This is a genomic window from Kushneria konosiri, assembly GCF_002155145.1.
Lineage (GTDB): Bacteria > Pseudomonadota > Gammaproteobacteria > Pseudomonadales > Halomonadaceae > Kushneria > Kushneria konosiri.
This window is the reverse complement of sequence record NZ_CP021323.1, coordinates 294,427-313,132: the sequence shown is the minus strand read 5'-3', so window position 1 is coordinate 313,132 and position 18,706 is coordinate 294,427. Positions and strand designations below refer to the sequence as shown.

The window sequence follows — 18,706 nt, the reverse complement described above, 5'->3', positions numbered from 1 at the left end:
GCCCATGAGTGAAGAAGATCAGTCCGACTACACCATTGAGCCCGGTGATGACAACGACAGTGCCATGACGCAGGCCGTAGTGCCGGCCAGCGAATATCTGCCCGACAGGCTCTATCTGCTGCCGGTTCACAATCGACCCTTTTTTCCGGCGCAGGTTCAGCCGCTGGTACTCAACCGCAATCGCTGGAGCGACACGCTCGAGCAGGTCGGTAATACCTCGCACCATATCGTGGGTCTGACCTTCATCGGCGATACCGGCGCTGACCCGGCGCCGGATGAGTTCCCGGTGTATGGCACCGCCGTGCGTGTTCACCGGGCTGAAAACAATCAGGAGCAGTTGCAGTTTATTGCTCAGGGGCTGCGTCGCTTCAAGATCACGCGCTGGCTGTCTCAGGAGCCCCCCTACCTTGTCGAGGTGCACTATCCGCGTGAGCCGGTCGACAAGGAAGGCGATGAGACGCGGGCCTATGCGATGGCCATCATCAATGGCATCAAGGAGCTTTTGCCAATCAACCCGCTGTATGGGGAAGAGCTCAAGCACTATCTCAATCGCTTCAGCCCCAATGAGCCCGGGCCGTTGACCGATTTTGCCGCGGCCATTACTTCTGCACGTGGTCCCGAGCTTCAGTCGGTGCTGGAAACCCTGCCGGTGCTGGAGCGCATGCAGGTGGTGCTGCCGTTGTTGCGCAAGGAGATCGAGGTCGCCCAGCTGCAAAGCGAGATTTCCGAGCAGGTCAATGCGCAGATGCAGGAGCGACAGCGCGAATTCTTTCTGCGCGAGCAGCTCAAGGTCATTCAGAAAGAGCTGGGTATCTCCAAGGATGACCGGGAAAACGATGTCGATACCTTCCGTGAGCGTCTGGAGGGCAAGGTCGTCCCCGAGCGCGTGCAGGCGCGTATCGATGATGAGCTGGACAAGTTGTCCGTGCTGGAAACCGGCTCGCCTGAATATGGCACCACGCGCAACTATCTGGACTGGCTGACGGCACTGCCCTGGGGCATCACCTCCGAGGATCAACTGGATCTGCCGCATGCGCGTCATGTGCTCGACCGGGACCACGACGGGCTGCAGGACGTCAAGAATCGCATTGTCGAGTTTCTTGCCGAAGGCGCCTTCAAGGGTGATGTCGGCGGCTCGATTCTGCTGCTGGTCGGCCCGCCCGGGGTGGGCAAGACCTCCGTTGGCCGATCGATCGCCGAGGCGCTGGGGCGCAAATTCTATCGCTTCTCGGTCGGTGGCATGCGTGATGAGGCCGAGATCAAGGGACACCGTCGTACCTACATTGGCGCCATGCCCGGCAAGCTGGTACAGGCGATGAAGGAGGTCGATGTCGAAAATCCGGTCATCATGCTCGATGAGATCGACAAGCTCGGGCAGTCTTTCCAGGGAGATCCGGCCTCGGCGCTGCTGGAGGTGCTCGACCCGGAGCAGAACGTCGATTTCCTGGATCACTATCTCAACGTGCGCATGGACCTCTCCAAGGTGCTGTTTGTCTGCACGGCCAACCAGCTTGATACGATCCCCGGGCCGCTGCTGGATCGCATGGAGCAGATTCGACTGGCCGGCTACATCGCCGAGGAAAAGGTGGCGATTGCCAAACACCACCTCTGGCCGAGGCTCCTGGAGCGTGATCGCATCCCCAAAAAGCGTATCAATCTTACCGATGCTGCGCTCAAGCACGTCATTGAGGGTTACGCGCGTGAATCGGGTGTCCGACAGCTTGAAAAGCAGCTGCACCGCATCGTGCGCAAGGCGGCCGTCAAACTGCTGGAAGAGGATATCGAGACGGTCAAGGTGTCGGTCAATAACCTTGAGGAGTTTCTGGGCGCACCGATTTTCCGCAAGGAGAAGGTGCTCAAGGGTGTGGGCGTGGTAACGGGCCTTGCCTGGACGGCCATGGGCGGAGCGACCCTGCCCATCGAGGCCACGCGGGTTCACGGGCTGCAGCGCGGCATCAAGCTGACCGGCAAGCTGGGCGATGTCATGCAGGAGTCTGCCAACCTCGCCTATAGCTTTGTGCTGGGGCATTTGCAGGAGTTCGGGGCTCAGCCCGGCTATTTTGACCAGGCCTTTATTCACCTGCACGTGCCGGAAGGCGCCACGCCCAAGGATGGCCCGTCAGCGGGGGTCACCATGACCACGGCGCTTTTGTCGCTGGCCCGTGGACAGGACATCAATCGGCCGCTGGCCATGACGGGGGAAATCACCCTGACAGGTCAGGTGCTACCGGTCGGCGGTATTCGTGAAAAGGTCATCGCGGCCCGACGCAGCGCCATTTATGAGCTGATCCTCCCACAGGCCAATCAGCGTGATTTTGATGAGCTGCCGGATTTCCTGAAAGAGGGCATGACCGTGAACTTTGCCCGTACCTACCAGGATGTGGCCAAGGTGGTATTTGACTGATTCGATGCCCAGGCGTAAATGAAAAAGCCGCCCATTCAGGGCGGCTTTTTTTGCTGAAGTGCTGCGCGCGCGCTTAGTCCTTGGCGTCGCGCCCGGCCAGCGTTTCAAATAGACGAGCCACGGCTTCGGCGCCCGGGTCAATGACGCCGTCAAGCGCCTGCTCGGGCACCAGTGAAGAGCGCCCTGCGCCTGCCTTGCGCATGCGCCCGGTCTCTTCAGCGCCAGCGCGGGCGGCCTGGGCCGCGGCGTCAGTCGAGTTGCCGTTGGCCAGCGTTTCAATGGCCGGGATCAGGGCATCCAGCATGGTGCGATCGCCCTGTTCTGCGCCGCCGTAGTGCTGCATTCGCTCGATGCCCGCCTGCAGTGCCCTGGGCCAGCCGGCGCTTTCTTCAAGTTCCTGAGCGGCACTGGTCATCAAAATCGACAGCAGGACACCGCTGGACCCGCCCATGGCGGTAGCAAAGAGATGCCCCAGCTCACTGGCCAAAAGCGCGTCTTCACCGGTAGACAGCCGGCCTTCATCCAGTGCCTTCAGCACGGCATTCGCGCCCGCGGCGAAGGTGGCGCCGGCATCGCCATCACCGACTTTGGCATCAAGCTCATCCAGCGCCTTTTCGCTTTTCTTGAGGGTGGTCGCCAGCCGCGCGATCAGCTGCTCTCGTGCCTCATCATGGCGGCCTTCTCCCGCTGGTGGCTGTTGACTGAAGCGTGGCGAGAAGGTCTCGATATCGTGCACTTTCTGTGCCGTGGGCCAGGCAGGTGCCTGTACCGGTGCACTCAGCGCCTCAAGTATTGTGTCGTCTGCGGGCGCCAGCGTGATGGAGAACCCATGCATGTCCAGCGAGGTCATCAGCGGGGCAGGCCCCAGTAGTAGTGCCACGTTGGCGCGTCCGAGCTGATCAAGGCAGGCGCGTTTGATTACCTGCATCTCCTGCGGCGAGCAGCTGCCCAGATTGTTGAGCAGCACTACCCAGGGCCCGCTGTCGGGGCGTCCCAGCGCCTCGAGCACCTGCGATACGGCATCATCAGCGTTTTCGGGAGTGACCTGACGGACGCCGGGCTCGTTATGGATGCCCAGTCCCAGCTCTGGCGTCTTGCGGGAGGACGCTTCCTGTCCGGGCAGCGTGGCACTGGAAAGCGCCATACCCATTGAGCGTACGCGTTCGATCATATGTCGAGCCGCCTGGTGAACCGCTTCGAGATCATCGCCACGGTTGGCGCAGTAACCGGCCATCTTGTGGACCAGCAGCGTTCCAGCCAGCCCGCGAGGCTGAGGGGTCTCGGGCAGGGCCATGTCATCGGCCACGATGACCGTTTCCACCCGATAGCCTTCTTCTCGTGCGCGCTCGGCGGCCAGGCCAAAGTTGAGCCGGTCACCGGTATAGTTCTTGATGATCAAGAGGCAGCCGGCATCGCCGCAGCAGGCACGAATGCCGGCGAGGATGGCTTCCACGCCCGGAGAGGCGAAAACATCGCCGGCCACCGCTGCAGTCAGCATTCCCTGGCCCACGAAGCCTGCATGGGCCGGTTCATGCCCCGAACCGCCACCCGAGATCAGTGCGACCTGCTGGCGACCCTCACGATCGGGCTGCCAGTCGGCACGCATCACGATGCGGGCGTCTCGATGATCGGAAAGGGTGACACTGGCTGTCATGGCCAGTCCTTCCAGCAGTTCGCTGACCAGATGTTCCGGTGCGTTGTAAAAATGATGCATAAAGGGCTCCTTTAAGAGGGCCCTTTCAGCGTAGAGGGTTCAGGAGATTCTGTTGCCATTTTGACAGCCGTGGCGGCTATTTCTGGTCGATGGCGGGCGGCCATTGAATCGGACCCTGGTCCTTGCCCGGGTCCAGACGTCCCGGGCGTTTTTCGGGGGGGCAGTCCCCGAGTGCAAGGGCCAGCCTGTTCAGGGCGGCCTGTCCGGTGGTTCCGGCGGTCACCTTTTCCCACCACTGTCGATGGACGGCCATGACCGTCACCGGTATCGAAGCAAGGCCCAGGCGCTGCGCCATGGCCAAGCGGTGAAGGCCACGGTTGATCTTGAGCAGGTGGCCTTCGCGTGTCACCACCACGCCAAGGGTGTCCTTGCCACGTTCAGTGTCAAAGCCATGACAGGCCATGTCATCCAGAAAATCCAGATAGATCTGCAGGTAGGCCAGAATCTTTTCTTCACTGTCGAGCAGAATGCCTTCATGCGCCGAAGCCCAGGGCTTTCCTGCCTTCAGGCGCGCGGCATGTTCTTGAAAGCGCTGCGTTTGTGTGAGGTCGTCACGATGTTCGTCAAGGTCGGCAATGAATTGATAGCGCGAGCCATGGCGAAGATCGCCGCGGCTCTCATCCCACTCACCGTCCCAGAGAAAGGCTGAAGAGGAGGGGCGTTTGCCACCGACGCCCTTGAAATTGACATCACGGATCATGTCGCGTGGATGCATGTGAACGATCAGCCGATCTCCAAGACGTTTCTCTATGGAGCGTCGGGGTAATCCTGCCTTCTCAACCCGGGTGCCGCCGGGCAGACCCTGGAGCCAGCGCTGAAACCAGAACTCTTCAAACGGAATGCCGACCCGTTGCTGAAACGACAATTTAAGCCATTCCTGCAGGCGAACGCGCTGCATCGGCCAGCGAAGACGCTCGCTATAAAGGCTTGCAAAGACATCGTTGTCCTGTGCAGACGTAGAGGGATGTGAAGACCTTGAAGACATGAGGGAAACCAGTAACCCGAGCCAGAGCACATGAAACGGTCAGTTTACCATGCCCGTCTCTGCTCACAGGACGGGCAGATGCTCAGGTTGTGGGGAGCTCGAGGAACTGCTGCATGATGCGGGTATCACGATAGCGCTCGATCAACTCCGGGTCCTGCTCGAGGGCCGGCGGATGCCTGAGTCCTTCTCGAATGCCTTCGGCCAGTCCATCAATGGTATTGTCGACGATGAGCCGGCGCTGATCGTTGATCAGCACATTTCGGATGCCGCCGGGCGCATCCACGGCGACGCAGGGGGTGCCGCAGATCATGCTCTCAGCCAGTACAATGCCAAAGGCTTCGCTCATGGAGCTAAGAACAAAAAGACGACCATGCTTCATCCACGGGTAGGGGTTGGTGCGACTGCCGATAACATGGACACGGTCGCGTACTCCCAGTTCATCAACAAGCTGTTCGACACTATCGCGCATGGGGCCATCGCCCACAATCACCAGATCTTCTTCAATGCCTGACTTCAGATAAGCGCGAATCAGAAAATCTTGGCGCTTGACTCTGGACAGCCTGCAGACATGAACCACATAGGGTCTGGCAGGCAGGTCATCAGGCATTTCATCAGCCATGGCTCTAATGGCTTCTATATCGCAGGGGTTGCCGACCGTAGCCCAGTGAGAGGGCACAATATTGTAGTGACCAAGCTGTTTTTCCAGCTGTTCGCGTACGTTTGGCGTATTGCAGACCACGCGCTTGCCGTCATAGAGGCGCTTTAAATAAGCCCCCTTGAGTCGACTGCCATAATCGCCCGGCCATGACACGGTGACCTGCCAGAAACGGGAATCCCGCCAGGACCAGACTGTCTCGAAGGCACCCTGACCACGAGCGATGATGCGATCTACCGGGCCGTAGTCCCGCTCCAGCCGTTCAACAAATTGCTTGAGATAGCGTCCACCGTAATAGCCTCGCCAGAGAAAGCCGGATCCGGGCACTGCAGGTTTGAGAAGTCCACGAGTGAGCAGGTCGTAAGCAAGGCCAATACCGGTACGACGAAAGGCCTTGTCAAAGTCTTCGTAATGCAGGGTAACACCGGGATCGGGCAGAAGCTCATCGCCTCCCTTGAGAACAAGCACATGAACGTCATGCCCGGCGCGATGCAACACGTTGGCAAGATTGATGGTGACACGCTGGATGCCACCAATGTTTAGCTTGCGAACTATTAAAAGTATTCTTTGTTTCATGACAGAATTCGTGGTGAAAGCTTTATATTTTGATAGTAAGATTATCGCATATTTTGCATAAAATTTAATGGTTTTTGGTCTTTTAATGATGAAAGCAGATCAACTTAACGTAGTGCTGGCAAGTGACGATAATTATGCCCTATGGATGGGGGTTGTGATGTTTTCTTGTCTTGAAAAAAATCTCTCGAAAAAAAACATGTGTTTTTATGTGATCGATGGCGGGATAAGTAAAGACAATAAAGATAAAATAGAAAAGATGGCTGGAAGTTACCAGTCAAGCGTTCAGTGGATTACTCCATGTGGCGAAAGTCTTCAAGGGCTTCCGATCAAACGATATGGAATTGCTACCTACTATAGGCTTTTGCTTGGACAGCTTCTGCCACAGCATGTAAGTAAAGTCATTTATCTTGATTGTGATCTTTTAATTGCTGATGATCTGAAATGTCTTTGGGAGCATGATCTGAGTGGCCATGTTTTAGGTGCGGTCGAAAATCTGGGGATTGCTTCTCCCTCTCTCAATCTTGAGAGACAGCAATATTTTAATGCTGGAGTATTGCTGATTGACATGTACCAGTGGCGTGAAAAAGGGACCGATGACAAGCTAATTACGGTGATGAAAAAAGCTGGCGATAAATATCGTTATCTTGATCAAGATGCGTTGAACACCATCTTCAAGTATTCGTGGTCTCGTCTTCCCCTTAGATGGAATATCCAGCCAAGTTTTTGGTCGAAAATTGAAAAATCCAAATGGAATATTACTGGTTATAAGAAAGAAGACTATTTTTTGGCGCTGGAGAAGCCGGGCGCTATACACTTTCTTGCAAAAAGCAAACCATGGAATTACATGGTATTTCACCCTTATAAAGAAGTTTATAAAAGTTTGTTTGAAACAATATTTCCTAAACAAACATTCTACAAAGATGTTTCATTTAAGGAAAATCTTAAAAAGCTGACTAGCTTTGGCAAAGCTCTAAAAAATCAACGAAGGATTCGTCGTTCGAAAAAAATTTTTTATGACCCGGTTAAATAAAACTTTACATAACGACTTGGTTGACGCTGACAAAGCGATCCTCGAAGTAAACTGGTTTCTTTATCCAGCCTTTACTTTTCATTGTACAGCACTTTGACAGACGACTTTTTGTGCCCTAACTTTACGCTTACTTACTCAGTGGTGCCCTGCAGAGTGCCGCTGTGACTGCCTGACATGATCTGAACGGGCAGGCTGCAATACCGCTCGATGCTTGTTGCAGGAAGTATCTGTGTACTCGGAGTTGCAGGTCGCAGGACGTACTTGCGCGCCGACATTAAAATCAGAGTCCTGGAGGAAGTACCATGAAGAAACTGATCGCTACTGTTTTTTGCGCCGCTTTCGTTTTGCCTGCCATGTCCGCCATGGCCTCATCCGAAGCGACGCATGACAGTGCTGATGTGACCCATACCGGTCAGACAAACAGTGGCTCGGCTCAGATGGAAGACATGCAGGGCATGAGTGACTCAAACCAGGGTTCGATGGACAATGCCAATGTCGAGAATGCCGATGTAACCCATACCGGCCAGACAAAAAGTGGCTCGGCACAGATGAGCGACATGAAGGGCATGGATGATTCCACTCACGGCTCGATGGACAGCACCAGTGTCGAGAATGCTGATGAAACCATGACCGGTCGTCAGGGGCACTCCGCTCAGATGGAATCTACCGAGCCGATGCAGGATGGTGATAAAACCGAGCACGGCGCCAGCCCGTCCAGTAATTGATCCATCTTCAAAGCATAAGCTTTATATACTGTCAGTGGCCCGGCAACTCGAGTTGCCGGGCCTTTTACGTTGCGGGCTCGATCATGGCGAGGGGGTTGATGGCATAGGGCTTTTTTACCAGAACATGGGGTCGGGAGAGGCCTGTCGCTCGCGGAGTCGTTCTCTGGCAATAAATAGTGCAGCAATGGCACGGCCTTCATGAAAATCACCTCGCGACAGCAGGGCATCGATGTCTTCGATGGCATGCCTTTCGACAGTCAAGGGCTCGGGCTCATCGCCGGGCAGGCGTTCTTCATAAAGCTGGGTGGCCATGACCACGTGAATACGGTGGGTCATATAGTTGGGCGCCAGCGTCAGTTCAATCAGTGGCTCGATCACACGGGCGCCATAGCCACATTCCTCACGGAGTTCGCGATTGGCGGCCGTAACAATATCTTCGCCAGGGTCGATCACTCCCTTTGGAAGGGTAAGCGCGTACTCCTCGATACCGGCTGCGTATTCCTGAATCAGTAAAACATGATCCGGGTCTGGCATGGCCACAATCATGACGGCACCTGCACCCTGTCCATTGCTGGTCAGACGCTCAAAGGTGCGTTGTTCGCCATTGGAAAACTCGATTTCCAGCGCTTCTACTGCAAAAAGCCGGCTCCGGGCGATACTGCGCCGCCGTCCAATTTCGGGCTTTCCTGATGGGGACATGTCTCTACCTCCGGAGGCTTCAAAAAACGGGAGTGGCGGATGCGATACGACGTCGATGCCGGCAGGACAGGTTATCGCATTGCAGGGTGGACAGCATCTGTCCGGCGTCGTCATGGTATAGCCTTGAGAGCCTGGTTTTTGCCCCCATATTGGCATTCAGAAACGGCGTGGAGACATGATATGAGCGAACAGGTTCGACTCGACAAGTGGCTCTGGGCAGCTCGGTTTTTCAAGACGCGCGGGCTGGCGCAGAAGGCCATTGATGGCGGCAAGGTTCACTACAATGGCGCGCGCACCAAGGTCAGCAAGATTGTTGAGCCGGGTGCGCTGTTGGTATTGCCTCAGGGCTGGGATCGCATCGAGGTGGAAATCATCGATATCAGCGACAAGCGTCGAGGGGCTGCCGAGGCCCAGATGCTTTACCGCGAGACGCCTGAAAGTATCGAGCGTCGTACCCGTGAAGCCGAGATTCGCCGCATGGATAAAAGCATGCAGCCCCCAAAGGGGCGACCGGATCGTCGGGCCCGACGCGATATCCAGAACTTTCAGCGTCATCAGCACGACGACTCCTGACGTTTTGACGGCGCTTCAATGATCGACTCATGCATTTTTCTGCCTGCCGCGCCGGGTACCTTTTTCCCTTCTGGATGACTCATGGACCATATTCAACGATTTATCTTTGACGATACCAATGTTCGCGGCGAGCTGGTCAAGGCGGACACTACCTGTCAGGACATTACCGGTCGCCACAACTACCCCGAGGTGGTCAATCGCCAGCTTGGCGAAATGCTGGCGGCTGTGGCGCTGTTGACGGCGACCATCAAGCTCGATGGTGTATTGACGCTTGAGGTCAAGGGTAATGGCCCGGTCAGCCTTTTAATGGCAGAGTCCAACCCTGGCCATGACGAGAGGGGGCAGCAACTGCGGGCCATTGCTCGTCTTGACGAAAATCAGCCGCTGCCTGAAGAAGACGCGTCGCTTCAGACATTGATGGGAGAGGGGCATATCGTCATGACGCTCGATCCTCGTGAAGGAAAGCGCTATCAGGGGATCGTGGCCATGGAGGCGCAGACGCTGGCGCAATGCCTTGAAAGCTATTTTGAGCACTCCGAGCAGCTGCCCAGTCGCCTGTGGCTTTCTGCTTCGACAGAGCAGGCCGCCGGTTTGATGCTTCAAAAGCTGCCCGAGGATGAAAGTCTCAAGGACATTGATGCCTGGCCAAGACTCAACATGCTGGCCGACACCCTCAAGCCCGAAGAGCTTCTGGAACTGCCGGCTCGCGAAGTGCTGGTACGCCTGTTCCATGAAGAGCAGATTCGGGTTTTTGATCCCGACCCCATCGGGTTTGGTTGCACCTGCTCGCGCGAGCGCTTTGCCAGTGCCCTGCATCAGCTTGGCTCTGATGAGTTGCGCTCGGTCGTTGAGGAGCAAGGCAAGTTGAGTACCAACTGTCATTTCTGCAATACGGATTACACGTTCAGCGCTGCCGACATCGAAGCACTGATCGAATCACCTGATGCGCCTTCGCCAACACTGCACTGAAAATGTGTGTCCGGGGCGGGGTCGACAGGCCATTTGTTGTGCCTTTGCGCGTAATGCCGTCGTGATACATTCTCCGTTGGTAGTAGTTTAGGCATAATATGCCTTGCCGTATGACCCGGCATCGCCCGGAGCGGTGTCAGAGATATGCGGAAATATAATGCGAGAGGCATACGACAAGTGCCCATCCGCTTAACGAGAGAGAACGGCTTATGCCCGGGATAGACATGACAACGAAGATGAGCACCCCACGTATCAATGCAAGTGCCGCCGAGCTGGTTGAATATGCCATTGCCCGGGGGGAAGCAAGGCTTGCGTCCAACGGAGCACTGGTGGCAGAAACCGGACGTCGTACCGGACGTTCACCGGCGGATCGCTACATTGTTGATGAGCCTTCCACCAGCCACGAGATTGAATGGGGAAGCGTGAATCGCCCCTTTGCCGGGGAGCATTTTGATGCGCTGTGGGAGCGTGTCGAAGAATTTCTGGCCGACAAGGGCGCGTTCGAGACCGAGTTGCACGTCGGCGCCGATCCGGAACACTATCTGCCGATTCGTGTCATGGCCCAGTATGCCTGGCATACGCTTTTTGCGCGCAATCTCTTCGTGCGAGCACAGCCCTTCAATCCGCGCGACAAGCATGAATGGCAGATCATGAGTGCGCCAGAGTTTGTCTGTCAGCCCGAGCGTGATCACACCCACTCCGACGGTACGGTGATCATCAATTTCGCCCGCCGCCGCGTGTTGATTGCCGGGATGCATTACGCCGGAGAGATGAAAAAGGCCATGTTTACGGTGCAGAACTTTCTGCTGCCGGAAAAGGACGTGCTGCCCATGCATTGCAGCGCCAATGTGGGTGACAATGGCGAGACAACGCTTTTTTTCGGGCTTTCCGGCACTGGCAAGACCACGCTTTCTGCTGATCCGTCGCGCTATCTGATCGGTGATGACGAGCATGGCTGGGGTGAGGGGACCGTCTTCAATCTCGAGGGCGGCTGTTATGCCAAGACCGTTGATCTGAGCGAAAAAAACGAGCCCATCATCTATCGGGCCATTCGCTTTCCGGCCGTGCTTGAAAATGTCGTGCTGGATGACACCCGACAGCCCGTTTATGAAGATGCCTCACTGACCCAGAATGCCCGGGCCGCCTACCCGCTGGAGCACGTCGACAAGCGGACAGCGGACAATCGGGCCGGTGAACCGAGTGCCATTGTCTTTTTGACCTGTGACATGAGCGGCGTACTGCCACCGGTTTCGATCCTGTCACGCGAAGCGGCCGCCTATCATTTTCTCTCCGGCTATACCGCGCGGGTCGGGTCGACCGAGATTGGCGCCGGCAGTGCTCTGGAAGCTACCTTCTCTACCTGCTTTGGCGCCCCGTTTTTCCCCCGTCCGGCCCATGAGTATGCCGAGCTCTTGATCAAGCGCATCGAGGCTTTCGACTCCCGGGTTTATCTGGTCAATACGGGCTGGACCGGCGGTGCCTACGGACAGGGCGGAGAGCGTTTCAGTATTCCCACGACCCGCGCCATCATCAGTGCCATCCAGAGTGGCGCGCTCAAGGATACTGAAACGGTCACGCTGCCCGGGCTCAATCTGTCGGTGCCTGTTGCCGTGGAGGGTGTGGATGCAACACTGTTGGATCCGCGCAAAGCCTGGCAGGATCAGGCGGCCTTCGAGGAGCAATCACGGCTTCTGATCGAGAAGTTCATCGATAATTTCAGCCGTTTTAATGGCGTGGATGACGCCATTACCCGGGCCGGGCCCAGCCTGGTTTGAAGGGAGCCTGGTTTAAAACGCGTCTGGCTTGAATATAGCCCCGATGTCTCCTGCCCCTTCTGCTGATAGGCAGACCCTCATCGCGACAGCCTTCTGGCTGTCGCCATGTCCTTGTAAGGATCTTCTCGATTTTGGTGTTGTCCCGTCGGTTCATGGTTTGTGATACCCTGGCGCCCTGTTCGGAAGGGAATGCGTTTTCATGACACAGATTTCTTCGATGGCAGCGCGTCTGGCAGCAGAGCTTTCCGAAGCTGCCGGCGCGACTGCTGTTCGTCCAGCCCAGATCGAGGCCACCATCGCCCTGCTTGATGAAGGGGCCACGGTGCCGTTCATCTCTCGTTATCGCAAGGAAGCCACCGGTAGCCTTGATGATAGCCAGCTACGCCTTCTTGAAACCCGGCTGCGCTACCTGCGCGAGCTCGATGAGCGCCGTGCGACGGTGCTGGCTTCGATCGAGGAGCAGGGCAAGCTCGATGATGCTCTGCGGGCCAGCATTCTGGCCGCCGATACCAAGCAGCGGCTGGAAGACCTTTATCTGCCTTATCGCAAGAAGCGGCGCACCAAGGCACAGATTGCTCGAGAGGCAGGACTCGAACCGCTGGCCGATGCGCTGTTGAACGATCCCTCACTGGTGCCCGAGGCGCTGGCCACCGATTATCTTGATGAGGCGCAGGGCATTACGGATGCCCGCACCGCACTGGATGGTGCCCGGCAGATCCTGATGGAGCGTTTTGCCGAGTCTCCGGCCCTGGTGGGTCGGCTGCGTGAGCGTCTCTGGCAGGAGGCCGAGCTGGTGTCCACGATGCTCGCCGGTCAGGAAAGCAGCGGCGCCAAATTCTCGGACTATTTTGATCATCGTGAAAAGCTCTCCAGAACGCCCTCACATCGGGCGCTGGCCATGTTTCGTGGCCGTCAGGAAGGCGTGCTGGGGCTGGCCCTCAAGCTGCCCGATGAAGATGAGGCCCCCGTTCATCCCTGTGAAGTCGAGATCGCGCGCGAGTTTGGCATCAGTGATCATGCCCGGCCTGCCGATCGCTGGCTGAAGGAAGTGGTGCGCTGGACCTGGCGGGTCAAGCTCTATACGCATCTGGAAACCGAGCTGCTGGGTCAGCTGCGTGAACAGGCAGAAGCTACAGCCATTGGCGTGTTTGCCGATAACCTGAAGGATCTGCTGCTGGCAGCGCCTGCCGGTGCGCGTGCCACGCTGGGGCTTGATCCAGGGCTTCGTACCGGCGTCAAGGTGGCCGTGGTGGATGCCACCGGCAAGGTGGTGGATCACACGGCTATTTATCCCCACGCACCGCGCAATCAGTGGGAAGCCTCGCTGGTCACGCTGACCGAGCTGTGTAAAAAACATGATGTCGGGCTGGTGGCCATTGGTAACGGCACCGCCAGTCGTGAAACCGACCGGCTGGCCGCTGACCTGCTGGATCGACTCAAGGGTCAGGATATTGCCAGGGTCATGGTCAGCGAGGCCGGCGCCTCGGTGTATTCCGCCTCCGAGTTCGCCTCGCGCGAGCTGCCGGAGCTGGACGTCACCATCCGCGGTGCCGTGTCGATCGCCCGACGGCTTCAGGACCCGCTGGCCGAGCTGGTCAAGATCGACCCGAAATCGATCGGGGTAGGGCAGTATCAGCATGATGTTTCACAGCTGATGCTGGCGCGCTCGCTGGATGCCGTGGTCGAGGATTGCGTTAACGCCGTGGGGGTGGATCTCAATACTGCCTCATCGGCGCTGTTGGCTCGCGTATCAGGGCTTAACAATACTCTGGCCGACAATATCGTGGCCTGGCGTGATCGTCATGGCGCCTTTGACAACCGTCGCCAGATCCTTGAGGTCGCTCGTCTGGGGCCGAAGACCTTTGAGCAGTGTGCGGGCTTTTTGCGCATCAACGGTGGCAGCAATCCGCTGGATGCCTCGGCAGTGCACCCTGAGGCCTATCCACTGGCCGAGCGTATCGCCCAGGCCAGTCGCCGCAATCTGCAGGCGTTAGTTGGCGACAGCGATTTTCTGCGCAGCGTGCGTGCAGTGGATTACGTTGATGAGCGTTTTGGGCTGCCAACGGTCAGCGATCTATTAAAGGAGCTGCAAAAACCAGGGCGTGATCCGCGGCCAGAATTTCGCGCGGCGCAGTTTCAGGAAGGTATCGAGAAGGTCAGCGATCTGGTGGCTGGCATGATTCTTGAAGGCGTGATCACCAACGTCACGCACTTTGGCGCGTTTGTGGATGTTGGGGTTCATCAGGATGGGCTGGTGCACATCTCGGCGCTGTCGCATCAGTTCGTGCAGGATCCGCGATCGGTGGTCAAGGCCGGTGACGTGGTGAAGGTCAAGGTCATGAGCGTGGACCAACCGCGCCAGCGCATTGCGCTGTCCATGCGCCTTGATGATACCCCGGAAGCCGAGCAGGGCAGCAGTCGGCCCGAAGGTGCCGTCAATCGTGACCGTGGCAAGCCCCGAAAGCGCAGCAGTGAGGCTGCTGCTTCACAGGAGCCGGTCGGTGCGTTGGGGGCGGCGCTGCTCAAGGCAGGCGCCGGCAAACCACGCAAGCGCTAATGTGATAAATTCGTTAGCATGCACACTTTGGCGCTTGAAAGGGTCAGGTGGCGCTCCATAATGAGCGCATAATTGGCAGATTTGGTGCCTGGCTGACGCAGGGTCAGCAGGTGCCGGTCGATGAAAACAGTTCCGGAGTCCTGCCCAGGCAATCTGCCGGCATGCGTGTCCGAATGACGGCGCGCGGGCTCCCGCAAGAGAAGGTGTTCAACCTTGTCCGAGCAATTCACTCGCCGCATCGATGGATTGAGCGCACCGGCGCAGCAGGGCCTTTTTGGCCGCATTCGCCGTGGCATTGAAAAGGAAGGGCTGCGCGTGGATTCTCAGGGGCGCATTGTGGCCACGCCTCATCCACATGCTCTGGGCTCGAAGCTGACCCATCCCTATATCACGACCGATTATTCCGAGTCGCTGCTGGAGTACATCACGCCGGTGTTCTCGCGACCCTCGGATGCGCTCGCCTTTCTGGGCGACCTTCATCGTTACAGCTATCGCTACCTGGGGCAGGAACTGATCTGGCCCTCGAGCATGCCCGCTGAACTCGATGGCAACGATAGCGTCCCGATTGCCGATTATGGCAACTCCAACGTGGGCACCATGAAGCGGGTTTACCGTAATGGTCTGGACATGCGCTATGGGCGCATCATGCAGTCCATTGCCGGTATCCATTACAATTTTTCGCTGCCCGACGAGCTCTGGACGCATCTTCAGGAGATTGACGGTCAGCAGGACGTCTCGCCGCAGGCATTTCGATCGCGGGCCTATTTTGACCTGATCCGTAATTTCCGCCGTAACAGCTGGGTGCTGATGTATCTGTTTGGCGCATCTCCTGCCGTGGATCGCAGTTTCCTCGAAGGACGCGATGCCGGATTACTGCCTCACGGAAAGCAGACCCTGCTGTCTGATACCGCGTCCACGCTGCGCATGAGCGATCTGGGTTATCAGAACAAGGTGCAGTCGCAGCTGCGCATCTGCTTCAATTCGCTTGAAAACTATATCGGTACCCTGCGCCATGCCATTGTGACGCCATGGCCCGATTATGAGCGTGAAGGTGTTGAGGTCGACGGACAGTGGCGGCAGCTCAATGCCAACATGCTGCAGATCGAAAACGAGTACTACAGCGACATTCGCCCCAAGCGGGTGGCCCGTCACGATGAGACGCCAACCCAGGCCATGGAGTCGCGCGGTGTAGAATACATCGAGGTGCGCTGTCTGGACATCAATCCGTTCACGCCGTTGGGGATCGACGAGCAGCAGATTCACTTTATCGATACGTTCCTCGTCTGGTGTCTTCTGTCCCCCAGTCCCTGGATCAGCGATAAGGAGTGTGACCGCCTCGATGACAACCGTGCGCATGTGGTGCGCAGCGGGCGTGATGCGTCACTGAAGCTTTCCTTTGCTCAGGGGGATCGTCCTCTGGCGGAGTGTCTGGAGGAGATTTTTGAGGCCATGGCACCCATCGCCGAGCTGATGGACAGTGCCGATGATGATGGCGCTCATCAAAAGTCGCTGGCCGGTCTGCGCGAGCTGATTCATCATCCCGAGAAAACCCCGGCCGGTCGCATGCATCAGCAGATGCGCGACAGTGGTAGCGACTTTGTGACCTGGTCGCTGGAACGGGCGCGTGAACACGCCAGGTGGTTTGCTGATACGCCGATGGACCCTGCGCGTGACACTCTGCTTGGTCAGCTGGTGGAGACTTCCCATCAGCAGCAGCGTGAAACCGAAGAGGGTGATGACATCGACTTTTCGACCTTTTTGCAGCGTTACTTCGAACATGCGCGTCGATTGAAGGTCAATAGTGGCGCTCAATAACGAAATGACAATGTAAATCGGTGGAATGACGCATGACGAATCTGTTGAACCGGTCGGCACGCCAATGGTGTCTTGTGGGCAGTGCCTTTTGTATTGCCATGCTGGCCTTTGCGCTGGTGCTCCAGTACGGTTTCGGGCTTGAACCCTGCCCGCTGTGCACTTTCCAGCGAGTGGCCGTGCTTGCAGCGCTGGTCCCCCTGATCGTTGGTGCGTTGCACAACCCGCGCGGCTGGGGCGGCAGCGTTTATGGATTGTTGGCGCTCATCGGTGCCGGTGCCGGTATCTTTCTGGCAGGACGGCATGTCTGGCTGCAACATCTTCCGGCTGATCAGGTGCCCAGTTGTGGTCCGGGGCTGGATTACATGATGGACGTGCTGCCCCTGAAGAGTGTGATCGCCACCGTGCTGAGCTCTTCAGGTGAGTGTGCCGAGATTGAGGGTAGCTTTTTGGGGATCTCCCTGCCCGGCTGGACGCTGCTCGGATTTGTCGTGCTTGCCCTGATGACGCTGGGCCTGATCATCAGTGCCATCAGTCGTCAGCGCTCGACCGCTCACAGTCGATAATATTGTTCACAAGAGGTCTTTACTGACAAAAAGACCTCGACTGAAACAACACAAAAAAGGCACCCATCGGGGTGCCTTTTTTTGTTACTTCCTGACGTTTAAATAAGATCAGGCGCCCGGTCCGACGCTTTTATCTTCCTTTTCCTTCTCCCGCTCATTGTCGAGATTTTCACCGTGAGAAGATTTCTCGGGCGACATCTGGGGCGCCTCATCAAGGCCGCGAAGTTCAACTTCACCCATCAGAAGATCACGTTCGAAAGCTTCCTTGTCGATGTTGAAGCCAAGGAACTTCTGCGCCAGATATAGATCCTTTTCTGCGTTACCCAGACAGCTGGTGCCACCGGGTGAAGGCGTCATGTTGAATACGATACCGGTACCGGGATCGATCTTGGCCTCGCCCATGACCAGCTTTTTGGCGGTCTTGTCGATCAGCTGTGGTCGAACGCCACCAAACCCCTTGGCAAACTCGACATCCTCGGCGCGAAGGCTGGGAACGATGCTCTTGATACTCTGATGGAAAAGCTTTTCTCGCAGCACCGGCACTTCGTACATGAAGTTCTTGAACACGTAGTTGCGAATGTCGCGAACCTTGAGCAGATCCCAGAAGACCTTCGCGACGCTGCCATCAAAGCGGAATACGCGCAGAAACTCCGTGAAGGTCTTGCTGTTATAGCGCTCAAGCAGCGGCAGCATCAGGGCTGTCGGGCCAAAGCGGGTCTTGCCGTCTACCAGTACGTCCGGATCGCCGTGTACGGCAGCGAAGGGCAGGTTCTCGTTCTGGATGGTATAGACCTTGCCGTTGAGTACTTTGGGCGTGAAGTAAAACGACCCGGCCATCGGCAGGCAGGACTTGTCCAGGCCGTAACCCATCTGGTGGGCAAACAGCAGGGAATGGCCACCCGCGGCAACGACGACATAGCGCGCCTGAAGGGTGCCCTTGTTGGGCGTAGTGATCTTGAAAAGATCCCCTTCCTTTTCGATCTTGTGAACCGGCGTGGAAAGATGCAGATCACAGGTCATGCCCTTTTTTGCAGCATCCTGTTCGGCATATTTCACAAAGGCTTCAGACAGCGTGGTGTAGTTGACGGCCGTGTATTCGTCCGCCGACCCCAGTGCCAGAATCTTTTCGGAAGGATCGCGACCTTCCACCACCTTGGGTTCCTGGGCGGCGATGTCGTCGCGTTCCAGAAGGCGCATTCTGGGGAAGAGTTCCTTGAAGGTGTCAAAACGCTTGCGCAGAAAATCGCACTGCTTGTCGCCGACACCCAACACCATCTTGGGATAGCGATAGATGATGTTGTCGCGCTCTGCAGGCTCAAGCTTGGTGCCGAAGTTGATCACCATGCCGGCGGTGCGCTTGGTAGTGCGCGCCTTGTCCAGCGTGTAGTTGGTCTCTATATCGCCGCAGTGGATGGTCTGGCTATTGTTGCGACCATGCGAATTGACGATGGCAACCTTGTCATACTTCTCGAGTAGACCGATGGCGTTGACATCGGTATATCGAGCCAGTTCATACAAAAGGGCAGTGCCGGATACGCCGCCACCCACGATAAGGACATCATACGTCGTTGCTGCCATGGCTTCTCACGCTCGGTTTGATGCGAGATTTGCGTCCTGATCTGCCAGCCTGACATGACTAGGGGTCTTTACACGCCGAAGGGTCATT

The 18,706-nt window shown here is 57.1% G+C and carries 14 protein-coding genes; 9 read left to right on the top strand and 5 right to left on the bottom strand.

From position 1 onward, the window contains the following. Positions 1-4 precede the first annotated feature (4 nt). Positions 5-2,404 (top strand): endopeptidase La, encoded by a 2,400-nt coding sequence (gene lon, locus B9G99_RS01525; protein ID WP_086620441.1) that lies wholly within the window; start codon positions 5-7, stop codon positions 2,402-2,404. A 73-nt stretch (positions 2,405-2,477) separates the two neighbouring features. Here lon and B9G99_RS01520 read toward each other — a convergent pair whose 3' ends face one another. The 3 genes from B9G99_RS01520 to B9G99_RS01510 all read right to left on the bottom strand — a co-directional run bounded on the left by B9G99_RS01520 (position 2,478) and on the right by B9G99_RS01510 (position 6,334). Beyond that, positions 2,478-4,118: a dihydroxyacetone kinase subunit DhaK gene (locus tag B9G99_RS01520; RefSeq protein ID WP_086620440.1), complete on the bottom strand. Its 1,641-nt coding sequence runs from the start codon at positions 4,116-4,118 to the stop codon at positions 2,478-2,480. A gap of 76 nt (positions 4,119-4,194) precedes the next feature. Then, positions 4,195-5,103, bottom strand: a complete 909-nt coding sequence (locus B9G99_RS01515; RefSeq protein ID WP_227875875.1) for a hypothetical protein — start codon at positions 5,101-5,103, stop codon at positions 4,195-4,197. A gap of 82 nt (positions 5,104-5,185) precedes the next feature. Then, positions 5,186-6,334, bottom strand: coding sequence for a glycosyltransferase (locus B9G99_RS01510; RefSeq protein ID WP_086620438.1), 1,149 nt, complete (start codon positions 6,332-6,334; stop codon positions 5,186-5,188). Between the two features lie 67 nt (positions 6,335-6,401). Between B9G99_RS01510 and B9G99_RS01505 the strand changes: the two genes are divergently transcribed. Continuing rightward, positions 6,402-7,364, top strand: a complete 963-nt coding sequence (locus B9G99_RS01505; RefSeq protein WP_086620437.1) for a glycosyltransferase family 8 protein — start codon at positions 6,402-6,404, stop codon at positions 7,362-7,364. 302 nt (positions 7,365-7,666) lie between these two features. Beyond that, positions 7,667-8,089: a hypothetical protein gene (locus tag B9G99_RS01500; RefSeq protein WP_086620436.1), complete on the top strand. Its 423-nt coding sequence runs from the start codon at positions 7,667-7,669 to the stop codon at positions 8,087-8,089. Positions 8,090-8,203: 114 nt separating this feature from the next. On the opposite strand, the gene nudE is transcribed toward B9G99_RS01500, so the two are convergent. Next, the gene (gene nudE, locus B9G99_RS01495; protein ID WP_086620435.1) at positions 8,204-8,788 is read right to left on the bottom strand and encodes an ADP compounds hydrolase NudE; all 585 of its coding nucleotides are present in this window, start codon (positions 8,786-8,788) and stop codon (positions 8,204-8,206) included. A 180-nt stretch (positions 8,789-8,968) separates the two neighbouring features. Between nudE and B9G99_RS01490 the strand changes: the two genes are divergently transcribed. The 6 genes from B9G99_RS01490 to B9G99_RS01465 all read left to right on the top strand — a co-directional run bounded on the left by B9G99_RS01490 (position 8,969) and on the right by B9G99_RS01465 (position 17,040). After that, positions 8,969-9,361 carry an RNA-binding S4 domain-containing protein gene (locus B9G99_RS01490; RefSeq protein ID WP_086620434.1) on the top strand — a complete coding sequence of 131 codons (393 nt, stop codon included), beginning with the start codon at positions 8,969-8,971 and terminating at the stop codon, positions 9,359-9,361. Between the two features lie 81 nt (positions 9,362-9,442). Beyond that, complete coding sequence (hslO, locus tag B9G99_RS01485; protein ID WP_086620433.1) at positions 9,443-10,330, top strand: Hsp33 family molecular chaperone HslO; 888 nt, start codon at positions 9,443-9,445, stop codon at positions 10,328-10,330. A gap of 224 nt (positions 10,331-10,554) precedes the next feature. After that, positions 10,555-12,105, top strand: a complete 1,551-nt coding sequence (locus B9G99_RS01480) for a phosphoenolpyruvate carboxykinase (RefSeq protein WP_086620432.1) — start codon at positions 10,555-10,557, stop codon at positions 12,103-12,105. Positions 12,106-12,304: 199 nt separating this feature from the next. Continuing rightward, positions 12,305-14,662 (top strand): Tex family protein, encoded by a 2,358-nt coding sequence (locus B9G99_RS01475; protein ID WP_086620431.1) that lies wholly within the window; start codon positions 12,305-12,307, stop codon positions 14,660-14,662. 213 nt (positions 14,663-14,875) lie between these two features. Next, a complete protein-coding gene (gene gshA / locus B9G99_RS01470; RefSeq protein ID WP_086620430.1) occupies positions 14,876-16,477 on the top strand; it encodes a glutamate--cysteine ligase in 1,602 nt (533 codons plus the stop codon). Between the two features lie 32 nt (positions 16,478-16,509). After that, the gene (locus tag B9G99_RS01465) at positions 16,510-17,040 is read left to right on the top strand and encodes a disulfide bond formation protein B (protein WP_086620429.1); all 531 of its coding nucleotides are present in this window, start codon (positions 16,510-16,512) and stop codon (positions 17,038-17,040) included. Between the two features lie 108 nt (positions 17,041-17,148). On the opposite strand, the gene B9G99_RS01460 is transcribed toward B9G99_RS01465, so the two are convergent. After that, on the bottom strand, positions 17,149-18,618 hold the full coding sequence (locus B9G99_RS01460; RefSeq protein ID WP_086620428.1) for an FAD-dependent oxidoreductase: 1,470 nt from the start codon (positions 18,616-18,618) through the stop codon (positions 17,149-17,151). Positions 18,619-18,706: the final 88 nt, after the last annotated feature.